Origin of the sequence: Streptomyces sp. NBC_00503 (genome assembly GCF_036346895.1) — a bacterium.
GTDB lineage: Bacteria > Actinomycetota > Actinomycetes > Streptomycetales > Streptomycetaceae > Streptomyces.
In genome coordinates this window covers 2,007,522-2,019,005 of the sequence record NZ_CP107855.1, presented here as the reverse complement: position 1 = coordinate 2,019,005, position 11,484 = coordinate 2,007,522, and the positions used below count along the sequence as shown (strand labels likewise).

The window sequence follows — 11,484 nt, the reverse complement described above, 5'->3', positions numbered from 1 at the left end:
GGGTTTACCGCGTTGTTTCCGGTACGGGTGCAACGCCCGTGGATCCCTCCGGAAGGCAGGAAAACTGATGCGTCACAGTCGTCGGAATGGCTTGATCGCGGCGGTGGTTGCGGGAGGTGGACTGGCGGTCGCGGGGGTGGGCGGCTTCGCCTACGCCGACGCGGACGCGGGCGGACAGGCGGAGCGCTCGCCGGGGCTGCTGTCGGGGAATCTGGTGCAACTGCCGGTGCACACCCCGGTGAACGTGTGCGGGAACACGGTGAGCGTGGTCGGCGTGCTCAACTCGGCCGCCGGGAACCGGTGCGCCAACGGGACCCCGGGTGGCGGCGGGCATCCCGGGAATCCGGGGCCGGGGTCCTCGCATCCGTCGTCCCAGTCCTCGCACTCCTCGAAACCCGGCGCCGGAAACGGTGCGGGCAACGGGGTCGGCAGAGGTGCGGCCCGCGGTGAGGGACGTGGCGGGGGAGCGGGCGCCGAGGGGCGCGGAAAGGATTCTCCGGGGCTGCTGTCCGGCAACGGGCTCCAACTGCCGGTGGACGTACCGGTGAACATCAGCGGCAACTCGGTGAGCGTCGTCGGCGTCGGCAACTCCGCCGTCGGCAACACCTCCGTCAACGGCCGGCCCCCGAGCGGCGGCAAGCCCGCCCAGCCGCCCGCCACCGTGCGGCCCGTCACCCCGCCGGCACCGCCGCAGGGCCCCGTGGCGCTCGCCCACACCGGCGCCGAAGGCATCGGCTACCTTCTGCCCGGCGGCGGAGCCCTGCTGCTCGGCGGAGCACTCCTCTACCGCCGCTTCCGCCTCAACTAGGTCGTCTCTTTCGGATCTTGCCGGGTCCGCGCCGCCCGGCACCGCACCTCGCCGCGCTGCCGGGGCACCCGAGTACGTCCAGTACGCGGGAGCCCCGGCAGCACGGCGAGGTACGGCACCGGACGACGCGAACCTGACCAGCAAGATCCGAAAGAGACGACCTAGCCCTTCCGTCAAGCCGCGTCGGCCCCGGCCCGCCAGCCGTCGAGGATCGCGTCGATCCGGGGCGCCAGGCGGGCCCGTGCCGCGAACCTCGGCAGGCCGCTCATCAGCAGGGCGTCGTACTCGGTGTCGAGGTGGCGCACGGCCGCCCGTACCGCGGCATGGACGGCCGGCTCGTCCAGGGCCCGGCCGGCCGCGCTGCGTCCCACCCGGCCGCTGCCGCGCACCGAGGCGTGTGCGGCGATGGCCCGCGCCCGCTCCGCCGGGCAGCCGGGGAACAGCCGTAGGATCTCGGCGGCGAAGGCGGCCGTGAAGCGGATGTCCTCGGCGGCCCGGCGCAGCCGGTCGCGCTCCCGGCGCCGGGCCCGTGCGTCGGCGTCGGCGAGGCAGGCCCGCTCCGCACGGGCGAGGGCGGACTCCTCGACGAGGAGGCCCTGGCGCTCGTAGCGGCGCCGGTTCCGGTGGAAGCGGACGACGACGGCGGAGAGCGAACTGGCCCGGTGGGCCCGGCGGGTCAGGGCCGCGTCGCCGCGCGGCAGGTAGACGAGGTGTCCGAGGTCGGCGCAGTCGAGGCAGCGGGGGACGCCGGCCTCGCGGACGAGGTGGCGGAGCGGGCCCTGCCTGCACTGCGCGCAGTGGATCTGCTTCATCGACTCGAAAACGACCAGACTCATGACGATGTGATACCGCCGTCCGGGCCGTATATCACCTTGTACGTATGGGTGATTGCCCTTTCACAGACCCTTACCCGACCTCGTGATGTTCTTCTACCGTGAGTCGAGTGGGCCGCGGCGGGTGCATGGAGGAGGAACACATGGGTGGACGGCAGGCGACGGTACGACGCCCGAAGGCGGCGGTCCGGCGCTTCAAGGAGGGGACCGCCTCCGACCTCGTGGCGAGAGAGATCGCCATAGAGCCGGGGGGTTGCACCGGCTGGCACTACCACCAGGTCCCGCTGATAGCGGTGGTCAAGTCCGGGACCCTGACCCGGATCCTGCACGACGGCACGGTCGAGGTGCACCGTACCGGCACCAGCTTCGTCGAACCGGCCGGAATCCACCACGTCCACCTCGGCCGCAACCTCGGGTCGGTGCCGGTCGTGCTCTGTGTGACGGCCGCCCTCGCCGAGGACGCCCCCTTCGCGCTGCCCGCCGATGCCCCGCCCGGGGCCACGACGTGTGCGTGCCCCACCCGTACCCGGTGAACCGGCCTGCCGCGGGCAAGTCGCGAACCGGTCAGACCAGTCTGCGGATCTCCCCGCGCACGCGGTAGAACCCTCCCGAAGCCGGGTGCAGCCCGTCCACCACGTACCGGGCGCCCGCTTCCCGGATGCCGCGCGGGAACTGCACGTTCCACGAGGGTTCGAAGCCGCCCGACACCACCTGGACGCGCATTCGGCCGCCCTGCTGCACGCATTCGACGACCACGCCGCCGGCGGGCACCGATGCCACCGTCACCGTCGCGACCGCGGCGGGGGTCGCGGCCGGGGTGAAGACGGGGAGGGCGGCCGCGGACTTCACGTCCACCGCCGTCGGCACCGAACCCTGCCGGGCCGCGGCGATCGCGGCCTCGCTCGCGTCCACGCACACCAGCGACCCGTCCGTGGTCACCAGGTACAGCCGCTCGTCCAGATACTGCATGGACAGCGCGGACCCGCTGCCGGTGCCCAGCTTCCACAGCCGCCGCCCGTCGGCGTCGAAGCAGTACACCGAGGAGGCGAGGTCACCGGCGAAGACGTGCCGGCCGTCCGGCGAGGTGGCGCACGAGTACACGGCCGCGTCGCACCGGTACGAGGCCTCGAGCGCGCCCGTGGCCTTCGACAGCCGCTGCACGGTGTTGCGGCCGGTCCCCGCGTACACCGCGTGGTCCTCCTGCCAGCCGAAGAGCACCGCTCCGTCGGTCTGGGTGTGCCACAACTGTCCGCCGCCGTCCGGCGCGTAGGCCGTGACGCCCTTGCTGTGGCCGTGGTAGACGGCGCGCTCGTCGGCGCGCACCATCCACGCGTTGTTGCCGGAGGAGCGCCGCGACCACTGGAACTCGTCCTCGTGGTCGATGACCGTCAGCCCACCGTTGTGGTCGGCGACGTTCAGCACGCCCTCGTGGATGTCGAGCCAGAAGATGTCCACGTCGGCGGCGATGTCGTACGCCCCGAACGGGACCTTCGACGACAGGTCGTAGACCGTGCCGTCGTCACAGCCCGCGTAGATCCAGAACTCGTCCGCGACCAGGCACTTCACCCCGTCCGGCAGCGAATAGCGGGCCAGCACCTCGCCGCCGTGGCTCAGGGTGTAGACGTCGCCGGCCTGGTTGCCGACCCAGCAGCGGTCCTCGTCCACGTGGATCCCGAAGGCCGCGGAACCCGTACGGAACCGCCACAGCACCGGGGCAGTCGCGCGCGCCGTGGAGGGCGCCGAGGTCACCTGGCGGCGCGTCACCGACCGGGCCGCGCGGCCGCCGCGGACCGCCGGGGCGTAGCCCTTGCGGATCTTCTCGCCGACCTTCTTCGCCGCGGCCGCCCGCGCCTTCTCGATGGTGGGGAAGGAGGAGTTCTGGAGCTGGCCGTCCGCGCCGATGCGCCCGTACCGCACGGACACGGCGGTGCCGTCGACGGTCACTTCGTAGAACTTGTGGGCCCCGCCGTCGTCCTGCGACAGCTCCAGATACGTCGTCTCGGCAGCCATGACAGACCCCTCCCCAAGGTTGGGCCCCCGGCCCCTGTGCGCCGGTGATCCCTCGTGAAAAACGTTAGGGGCCACCACTGACAATGGGTCCGTGCAGCTGGAAGCGATCACATGGCAGCGGATGGCCGAGCGGCTCGCCGGTCACCTCGACGAAGGCGAAGGCGAAGGCGGGAGCGAAGGCGAGAGCCAACGGGGGGACGGAGCCGCCTGGCGGCGGGTGTGCGTCGACGGCGCCCCCGCCGCCCGCACCGGCGTGCTCGCGGAGGAACTGGCCGGGGCGCTGCGCCTGTGCGGCCGTTCGGTCCAGGTGGTGGCGGCCGAGGGGTTCCTGCGTCCGGCCTCCCTGCGCTTCGAGTTCGGCCGCGAGGACGTGGACTCGTACCTCGGCGGCTGGTACGACACGGCCGCGCTGTGGCGGGAGGTCTTCGGCCCGACCGACCCCGGCGGCACCGGCCGGGTGCTGCCCGACCTCTGGGACCCGGTGACCGACCGGGCGACCCGCAGCCCCTACGTCGAACTCCCGCCCGGCGGCGTGCTGATCGTGCACGGCCCGCTGCTCCTCGGGCACTGGTTCCCCTTCGACCTCAGCGTCCACATCAGCCTCTCCCCGGGCGCGCTGGCCCGCCGCACCGAGGAGTCCGCGCGCTGGACCCTGCCCGCCTTCGCGCGCTACGAGACCGAGACCGGCCCGGCGGCCCTGGCCGATGCCCTGGTCCGGGCCGACGACCCGCGCCACCCCGCCTGGACGGGGCTCACCGGCCCCACGGGCTGACCTCCGGGCCCCCGCTGCGTCACGGACGTCCGGGATCGGCAACAGCGCCATCGCGGCTCCGTGACGAAGCGGTTTCGGCCATCGCCGCGGCCGGAACCGGGCGTTACGTTGACGGCACGCTTCGACGGCGGCCACCCGGTGGTGGCTTGGCAGAGGGAGACGGCAATGGGCGGACGCGGCAACGGGGTTCAAGGTCCGAGACGGCTGCGGAGGCAGGCCTTCGCCGCCGCCCTGGCGCTCTGCGGGACCCTGGCCCTCACGGCCTGCAACGCGGACGACGGCGACGCCGGAGCCGGAGCGGGTCCCGGCGGTACGGCGCCCGGCGCGAGCGCGGCGACCCCCTCGGCGCCTTCCGCCCCGGCCGGCACGGCGAAGCCGTCCGCGTCCGCCGCGGCGTCGTCGAAGAAGCCGTCCCCGACCGCCACCGCCCCGGTCAAGCCGAAGCCGCCCACCCCCGGGCCCACCTGCGCCACCCCCAAGGACCTGGTCTCGCCGAACGAGTTCGCCGTCGACCGCTACACGCCCGAGGGCGGCTCCTACGCCCTGATCGGCAAGCGCGGCCACTGGGGCTGCGTCGTGCCGGGTGGCGTGACCCCCTTCGTGACGGTCGGCGAGGAGATCTTCATCCCCATCGCCGAAGACGCCAAGATCGGTGCCCACGCCCCGATCCTCTCCGGCTCCGTGAACAAGCCGATCACCACGCACGAGCTCACCTCGTGGCTGGAAACCCACCCGAACAAGGGCCTGGTCTTCCACTACAACCTGAACCCCGCCGGTGTGATCGACACCCTCGGCCAGGAGGAGTACAGCTCCTGACCGCGGCTCCCGACGCTCCCGACGCTACGGCCGCCCGCCCAACTGCGTCACGGCCCGCGCCGCCGCCCGGCACCCGGCCCCGGCGGCCCACGCGGTGCCCGCGCCGGCCAGCCGGGCCGCGAGGAAGGCGCCGGTGAACGCGTCCCCGGCGCCCGTGGTGTCCACCGCCTCGGCGGTCTCGGCGGCGACCTCGGCGCTCACCCGGCCGTCCTCGGCGATCAAGGCGCCGGCAGCGCCCCGGGTGACCACCACCAGCGGCACCCGCCGGCTCAGTTCCGCCGCCGCCCGCGCGACCCCGCCCGGTCCGGCCGGTCCGGGCAGGCCCGCCAGCAGCAGGGCCTCGTCCTCGTTCGGCAGGAGTACGCCGGCCCCCGCCACGGCATCGAGGAAGCGCCGCGGACCCAGGGCGGCCAGGAACCCCGCCGAAGCCGGATCCACGCTCACCGGCACCTTCCGCGCGCGGGCCGCCCGTAGCGCCACCAGGGCCAGCTCCCGGCTGGTGTCGGCGAAGAACAGATAGCCCGACAGGTGGAGATGGGCGACACCGTCCAGCAGACCGGGCGCCCAGTCGGCGGGGGAGAGCCGCAACGCGGCCCCGCTGTCGGTCAGGAAGGTCCGCTCCGCGTCCTTGCCGACCAGGGCGACCACCGTGCCCGTCGGCTCGGTGGGATCGGTCACCAGGCTCGGCCGCACCCCCGCGTCGAGCAGCGCCTGCTCGTGCCAGTGGGCCGATTCGGCGCCCACCCGCGCGAGGAGCCGTACCTCCGCCGCCCCCGTACGGGCCGCCCAGCAGGCCGCGTTGGCCCCGGCGCCGCCCGGCAGGGTACGGATCCGGGCGGGGGTGTCAGTGCCCGGAGCCAGCGGTTCCGTGTGGACCGCCACCACATCCGTGACCACGTCCCCGACGACGAGCAGGGCGCCGGCGGGAACCCGGTCGCCGCCCGCGCCGCCCCCACTGCTCACGGCCGGGCCGCCCAGGCCCGCGCGATCCGGGCCCCGAGGCGCACGTTGCCCCGTACCGCCGCCAGGTTGGCCTCCAGCGAGGCCCCGCCCGTCGCGCGCACCAGGTACCCCAGCAGGAACGGAGTCACCGCCTGCCCCGTGATCCCCCGCTCGGCGCACGCCGACAGGGCCTCGGCCAGCACCCGGTCGTGCAGCTCGGGATCCAACTGCTCCTCCTGCGGAACCGGGTTGGCCACGAGCAGTGCCGACTGCGCGCCCCCGAGGGCGTCCTGGGCGGCCATCACCGCGGCCACCTCCTCCGGGCGGTGCACCGTCCAGTCCACCGGCTCGCCGGAGTCGGCCAGGTAGAACCCGGGGAAGCGGTCCGTCCCGTACCCGAGCACCCCCACTCCCAGGGTCTCCAGCCGCTGCAGCGTCGCCGGCACGTCCAGGATCGACTTCACCCCCGCGCACACCACCGTGATCCGGGTCCGGGCCAGCAGCGACAGGTCCGCCGACTCGTCCTGCGACCGCGTCCACTCCCGGTGCACGCCGCCCAGCCCGCCCGTGGCGAACACCCGCAGCCCGGCCCGCGCGGCGAGGAAGGCCGTCGCGGACACCGTTGTCGCGCCCGTGGCCCCCGTCGCCAGAGCGGGGGCCAGATCCCGGTGGCCGAGCTTGCGCACGCCCTCGCCGCTCGCGATCCGCTCCAGCCGCGCCTTGTCGAGCCCGGCGTGCGCCACCCCGTCGATCACCGCGATCGTCGCCGGCACGGCCCCCTCCGAGCGGACCAGCGCCTCCAGTTCGGTGCCCACCTCCAGGTTCCGCGGGCGGGGCAGGCCGTGCGCGAGGATCGTCGACTCCAGCGCCACGACGGGCGCTCTGCGGTCGAGCGCCTCGCGCACCTCCTCCGACAGGACGGGCACCCCGTACGAGGAGGGCGGGGCCGATGGCGAGGTCGGGGCCGATGACGGGGCTGCTGCTGTGTGCTGTGACATGTCCCCATCCCTGGCACGGGATTCGGGCCCCCAAACGCACGGACCCACCACCGGCGCGAACCTGTCCGGGTAGCGTTCCCGCATGAGCCTCGAAGACCTGCGCGGGTTCTACGACGAACTCGCCGACCGGTACCACCTCATGTACGCGGACTGGCAGGCAGCCATCACCCGTCAGGGCGCCGCCCTGGACGCCCTGCTCACCGCCGCCCTGGGTCCCGGACCGCACCGGATCCTCGACAGCGCCTGCGGCATCGGCACTCAGGCCCTGGGCCTGGCGGCCCTGGGACACCGGGTCACCGGCACCGACCTGAGCCCCGGCGCCGTGGCCCGCGCCGCCCGGGAGGCCGACGCGCGCGGGCTCGCGCTGCCCGTGGCGGCCGCCGACATGCGGGCGCTGCCCTTCCCCGAGGGCTCCTTCGACGCGGTGGTCTGTGCGGACAACGCCCTGCCGCACCTGCTGACGGCCGGCGAGGTGACGGAGGCCCTGGCCGAAATGGAGCGGGTGCTGCGCCCCGGCGGCCTGCTGCTCCTGTCGACCCGCCCGTACGGGGAACTGCGCCGGTCCCGGCCCCTGGGCGATCCCCCGAAGGTGCGGACCGACCCGGACGGGCAGCGGACCATCACCTTCCAGCTGTGGCACTGGCACGCCGACGGGGCCCGCTACGACCTGGAGTTCTTCCAGCTCCTGCCCACCGGGGCCACCTGGACCACCCAGGTCTCGCGCGCCACGTACTGGGCGCTGCCGGAGGAGGAGACCGCGGCCTTCGCGGCGGCCGCGGGGTTCGTGGACCCGGTGTGGCACGATCCCGCGGTCATCGGATTCCACCAGCCGGTGCTCAGTGCCCGGCGGGGCTGGACAGGGTGACGCGCGGCGGGGGCGCGCGCTGGACGCTCTGGTCACCCCGGGGTGCGGTGCGCCCGGATTAGGCTGACGCGCCATGAGCACCAGTGACCACGGCGACGTCCCCGTCCCCGCCTCCGATTCCCCGTCGGCCCCCGCCCCCGCCTCCTTCGCCGTCTCCGTACCTGACCTCCCGGACGCGGAGCTGGAGGCGGAGGAGCTCGATCCGGCGCAGATCGTCTCCGGCGAGCCCGTCGTCACGGGCAAGGTGCTGTGGGAGGCCGAGGACGGTTCCCAGGTGCGCGGGATCTGGCAGATCACCCCGGGAGTGGTCACCGACACCGAGGCCAACGAACTGTTCGTGGTGGTCAGCGGCCGCGCCACCATCGAGGTGGAGGGCGGCGCGACCCTGGAGGTCGGCCCCGGCTCGGCCTGCGTGCTGCGCGAGGGCGACAAGACCACCTGGACCGTCCACGAGACGCTCCGCAAGGCCTACCACATCAGCTACTGAGGACTGCTGAGGACGGCTGGGGGCTGGCGAAGCTACTGGGCTCCGGCGGACGCCTTCACCGGATGGCGGCGCGAGGTGAACAGCGCGAGCGCCGCCATCGGCAGCAGCAGGGCGGCGCCGACCACGTTGAGCCAGCCGTAGCCGGCCTGGGACATGATCAGACCGGCGGCCGCGCCGCCGATCCCGGCGGCCGTGTTCATCGTGAGGTCGCCCAGGCCCTGTACGGCGGCACGCGCGGCCTGCGGCACCGAGTCCGTCAGCAGCGCCGAGCCGGACACCATGCCGGCGGACCAGCCGAGGCCGAGCAGGAAGAGTCCGGCGGCGCTCTGGGCGTGGTTCGGGCCGGCCGTGCCCGCGAGCAGCGCGGCGACGAGAAGCAGACCGGCCGCCAGGCCGATCACGGTCAGCCGGCCGAGCCGGTCGGCGAGCCAGCCCATCACCGGCGAGAAGGCGAACATGCCGGCGATGTGCCCGCTGATGACCAGGCCGATGAGCTGGAGGCCGGCTCCGTGGTGGCCCAGGTCGACCGGTGTCATCACCATGATCGAGACCATGGCGGTGTGTGACACCGCGATGGTGAGCAGCGCGAGCCGGGCCCTGGGGGAGGCCTTGACCGCAGCGAACCCGGCGCGCAGCGAGCGCCCGGCCGCGGTCTGCTCCGCAGGTCCGGCCAGGGCCCGCGCCGTCAGCAGGGGGTCCGGGCGCAGGAATACGGCGATCAGCGCGGCCGTGAGCACGAAGACGGTGCCGGCCCAGACGAAGGGGCCCGCGGTCTGCGGTACGGAGGTGCCCGCGAAGCTGCGGCTGGCGGGGGCGGAGAGGTTGGGGCCGAGCACGGCACCGAGGGTGGAGGCCCAGACGACCACCGAGATCGCGCGGGCCCGGCGGTCGGGCTCGGCGAGGTCGGCGGCGGCGAAGCGGGCCTGGAGGTTGGCGGAGGAGGCGGCTCCGAAGGCGGCCATGCCGAGCATCAGGAGCGGGAAGCTCTTCACCGAGGCGGCGAGGACCACGAGGGCCGCGCCGGTGGCGCCGATCAGATAGCCGAGGACCAGGCCGGGCCGGCGGCCGCGCCGGGTCATCAGCGCGGCGAGCGGCAGCGAGACCAGGGCCGTGCCGATCACGGAGGCGGTCGACGCGAAACCGGACAGTGACTCCGTCCCGCTGATCTCGGTCGCCAGCACCGGGGCCAGGGCGATGCTGATGGGCACGCCGACGCCGCCCAGTATCTGTCCGGCGATCAGCACGCCGGAGGTGCGGCGCCGCAGCCGGGGCAGATCGGCGGGGGTGACCGGCGGGGCCGACGGCCGGCCCGTACCGGGTATCGCAGGAGTAGTCACTGCCGCAGTTTCCCACCCCTCACCAGATGGGGGAACCGGGATACGGGCGGGCGGTGAGCGGCGGGTCAGGGGGGTGCGCGGGTCAGAACAGCGGTTGCGGGAGGACGCCCTCCAGGGCGAGCAGGATGCGCTTGGTCTCCACTCCGCCGCCGAAGCCGCCGATGCCCCCGTCGTTCTCCACGACCCGGTGGCAGGCCACGACCAGCGGCAGCGGGTTGGAGCCCATGGCGTTGCCGACGGCCTGGGCGGCGCCCGGCTGGCCGGCCCGGGCGGCCAGCTGTCCGTAGCCGACGACCGATCCGTAGGGCACGGAGCGGTCCAGTTCCAGCAGGACCTGCCGGTTGAAGCCGGAGCTGAGCCGCCAGTCGAGGGGCAGCTCGAAGCGGCGCAGCGTCCCGGCGAAGTACGCGGTCAGCTGGCGTATCGGCTCGGCCAGCAGGACCTCCTCGCCGGGTGCGGGACGCCAGGCGTCGGCGCCGAGCCGGGAGATCAGCGCGTCGGCCATCCCGTCGGCCCGGTCCGGCCCGGCGTGGAACTCCACCCGGACCAGACCCTCGGGGGTCGCGGCCAGGAGCAGGGGGCCGATGTCGCTGGGGACGACGGTCCATTCGAGGCGCGGCCCGCGGGGCCGCTCGGTGCTGTCCACCTCTTCACGGTACGGCTACCCACCGACAGCGCTGACAGCGCTGGCAGTGCCCGACAGCCCGGGCAGTGCCGACAGCGCTCAGTACCCGCCGACCGCGTTGCGTACGACGTCGGGCTTGTCGGTGATGATTCCGTCCACGCCCAGGTCCTGGACCTGGCGGGCGGTCTCCGCGTCGTCCACGATCCAGGCGTCCACCTCCATCGCCTTTCCGTGGGCGCCGGCCAGCCCGTGCACCGCGTCCACCCAGTCGCCGTCGATGGTCTTGTACCAGGGGTTGATCCGGTCGGTGAACTCGGCGTACTTGGGCAGCTCGGACACGGCCGGGGTGCCGAGGTAGGCCGTCACGATGTCGGGGCGCAGCCGGTGGACGGTGCGGATGGAGGCGGAGCTGAAGCTCTGGATCACCAGCCGGCGGCTCACGTGGTTCTCGTCGAGCCAGCCGGTCTCCCCCAGCACGCGCAGGGTCTGCTCCTCGATCCCGGGGTAGAGCTCCGGCTTCTTGATCTCCAGGAGCAGCCGCTGATGGTTGCGCTGCACCCGGTCCATGTACTCCCGCAGGGTCGGCACGCGGGCGCCCGCGAACTGCGGTCCGAACCAGCTGCCCGCGTCCAGGCTGCGGATCTCCGCCGCCGTGAAGTCCTTGATGCGCCAGGACTTGCGGTCGGGGAACACCTGCTTGACGTTGGTCGTGCGGAGCAGGGTGTCGTCGTGGATCACGACCAGCTCGCCGTCCTTGGTCCGCTGGACGTCGTTCTCGACCCAGTCGAAGCCCATCGTCATCGCACGGTCGATCGATTCGAGGGTGTTCTCCGGGGCGTACGCAGAAGCCCCCCGGTGGGCGTACACGATCGGGTTGGAGAGCCAGTCCGGACCGGGGGCGGCCGAGGCGGCCGTGGCGCCGAACACGGTCAGGGTGAGTCCCAGGAAGGCGGCGGTGGCCGCGGCGGCGGGTCGGACGTACATGCGCGTT

At 73.8% G+C, this 11,484-nt stretch carries 13 protein-coding genes; 6 read left to right on the top strand and 7 right to left on the bottom strand.

Going from position 1 to position 11,484, the window contains the following annotated elements:
• Positions 1 to 103: 103 nt before the first annotated feature.
• A complete protein-coding gene (locus OG490_RS09415) occupies positions 104 to 808 on the top strand; it encodes a chaplin (protein ID WP_330295821.1) in 705 nt (234 codons plus the stop codon).
• A gap of 173 nt (positions 809 to 981) precedes the next feature.
• On the opposite strand, the gene OG490_RS09410 is transcribed toward OG490_RS09415, so the two are convergent.
• Positions 982 to 1,644, bottom strand: coding sequence for a DUF2293 domain-containing protein (locus OG490_RS09410; RefSeq protein WP_330295820.1), 663 nt, complete (start codon positions 1,642 to 1,644; stop codon positions 982 to 984).
• A gap of 140 nt (positions 1,645 to 1,784) precedes the next feature.
• Here OG490_RS09410 and OG490_RS09405 point away from each other — a divergent pair, with 140 nt between their 5' ends.
• Complete coding sequence (locus OG490_RS09405) at positions 1,785 to 2,174, top strand: cupin domain-containing protein (RefSeq protein ID WP_330295819.1); 390 nt, start codon at positions 1,785 to 1,787, stop codon at positions 2,172 to 2,174.
• Between the two features lie 31 nt (positions 2,175 to 2,205).
• Here OG490_RS09405 and OG490_RS09400 read toward each other — a convergent pair whose 3' ends face one another.
• Entirely contained in the window at positions 2,206 to 3,651 is a 1,446-nt protein-coding gene (locus OG490_RS09400; protein ID WP_330295818.1) for a WGR domain-containing protein, read from the bottom strand.
• A gap of 91 nt (positions 3,652 to 3,742) precedes the next feature.
• Here OG490_RS09400 and OG490_RS09395 point away from each other — a divergent pair, with 91 nt between their 5' ends.
• Both OG490_RS09395 and OG490_RS09390 read left to right on the top strand, forming a co-directional pair.
• On the top strand, positions 3,743 to 4,423 hold the full coding sequence (locus OG490_RS09395; RefSeq protein WP_330295817.1) for a uridine kinase: 681 nt from the start codon (positions 3,743 to 3,745) through the stop codon (positions 4,421 to 4,423).
• Positions 4,424 to 4,588: 165 nt separating this feature from the next.
• Positions 4,589 to 5,239: a hypothetical protein gene (locus OG490_RS09390; protein ID WP_330295816.1), complete on the top strand. Its 651-nt coding sequence runs from the start codon at positions 4,589 to 4,591 to the stop codon at positions 5,237 to 5,239.
• A gap of 24 nt (positions 5,240 to 5,263) precedes the next feature.
• Here the strand turns inward: OG490_RS09390 and OG490_RS09385 are convergent, their stop codons facing one another.
• On the bottom strand, positions 5,264 to 6,202 hold the full coding sequence (locus tag OG490_RS09385; protein WP_330295815.1) for a carbohydrate kinase family protein: 939 nt from the start codon (positions 6,200 to 6,202) through the stop codon (positions 5,264 to 5,266).
• A complete protein-coding gene (locus tag OG490_RS09380) occupies positions 6,199 to 7,179 on the bottom strand; it encodes a pseudouridine-5'-phosphate glycosidase (protein ID WP_330295814.1) in 981 nt (326 codons plus the stop codon). The genes OG490_RS09385 and OG490_RS09380 overlap by 4 nt, the downstream gene beginning before the upstream one ends.
• A gap of 82 nt (positions 7,180 to 7,261) precedes the next feature.
• Between OG490_RS09380 and OG490_RS09375 the strand changes: the two genes are divergently transcribed.
• Together OG490_RS09375 and OG490_RS09370 are read left to right on the top strand one after the other, a co-directional pair.
• Complete coding sequence (locus OG490_RS09375) at positions 7,262 to 8,044, top strand: class I SAM-dependent methyltransferase (protein ID WP_330295813.1); 783 nt, start codon at positions 7,262 to 7,264, stop codon at positions 8,042 to 8,044.
• A gap of 73 nt (positions 8,045 to 8,117) precedes the next feature.
• Complete coding sequence (locus tag OG490_RS09370) at positions 8,118 to 8,531, top strand: cupin domain-containing protein (protein ID WP_330295812.1); 414 nt, start codon at positions 8,118 to 8,120, stop codon at positions 8,529 to 8,531.
• Between the two features lie 32 nt (positions 8,532 to 8,563).
• Here OG490_RS09370 and OG490_RS09365 read toward each other — a convergent pair whose 3' ends face one another.
• The 3 genes from OG490_RS09365 to OG490_RS09355 form a co-directional block, all read right to left on the bottom strand.
• Complete coding sequence (locus OG490_RS09365; protein WP_330295811.1) at positions 8,564 to 9,868, bottom strand: MFS transporter; 1,305 nt, start codon at positions 9,866 to 9,868, stop codon at positions 8,564 to 8,566.
• An 82-nt stretch (positions 9,869 to 9,950) separates the two neighbouring features.
• The gene (locus OG490_RS09360; RefSeq protein ID WP_330295810.1) at positions 9,951 to 10,514 is read right to left on the bottom strand and encodes a methylated-DNA--[protein]-cysteine S-methyltransferase; all 564 of its coding nucleotides are present in this window, start codon (positions 10,512 to 10,514) and stop codon (positions 9,951 to 9,953) included.
• A 78-nt stretch (positions 10,515 to 10,592) separates the two neighbouring features.
• Positions 10,593 to 11,477, bottom strand: a complete 885-nt coding sequence (locus OG490_RS09355; RefSeq protein ID WP_330295809.1) for a glycerophosphodiester phosphodiesterase — start codon at positions 11,475 to 11,477, stop codon at positions 10,593 to 10,595.
• Positions 11,478 to 11,484 lie beyond the last annotated feature (7 nt).

What these genes read in the sequence shown, in the direction of transcription:
- OG490_RS09390 (WP_330295816.1), top strand. Translation starts at nt 4,589, where the DNA reads ATGGGCGGACGCGGCAACGGGGTTCAAGGTCCGAGACGGCTGCGGAGG.
- OG490_RS09375 (WP_330295813.1), top strand. Translation starts at nt 7,262, where the DNA reads ATGAGCCTCGAAGACCTGCGCGGGTTCTACGACGAACTCGCCGACCGG.
- OG490_RS09405 (WP_330295819.1), top strand. Translation starts at nt 1,785, where the DNA reads ATGGGTGGACGGCAGGCGACGGTACGACGCCCGAAGGCGGCGGTCCGG.
- OG490_RS09380 (WP_330295814.1), bottom strand. Translation starts at nt 7,179, where the DNA reads ATGTCACAGCACACAGCAGCAGCCCCGTCATCGGCCCCGACCTCGCCA.
- OG490_RS09370 (WP_330295812.1), top strand. Translation starts at nt 8,118, where the DNA reads ATGAGCACCAGTGACCACGGCGACGTCCCCGTCCCCGCCTCCGATTCC.
- OG490_RS09355 (WP_330295809.1), bottom strand. Translation starts at nt 11,477, where the DNA reads ATGTACGTCCGACCCGCCGCCGCGGCCACCGCCGCCTTCCTGGGACTC.
- OG490_RS09400 (WP_330295818.1), bottom strand. Translation starts at nt 3,651, where the DNA reads ATGGCTGCCGAGACGACGTATCTGGAGCTGTCGCAGGACGACGGCGGG.
- OG490_RS09410 (WP_330295820.1), bottom strand. Translation starts at nt 1,644, where the DNA reads ATGAGTCTGGTCGTTTTCGAGTCGATGAAGCAGATCCACTGCGCGCAG.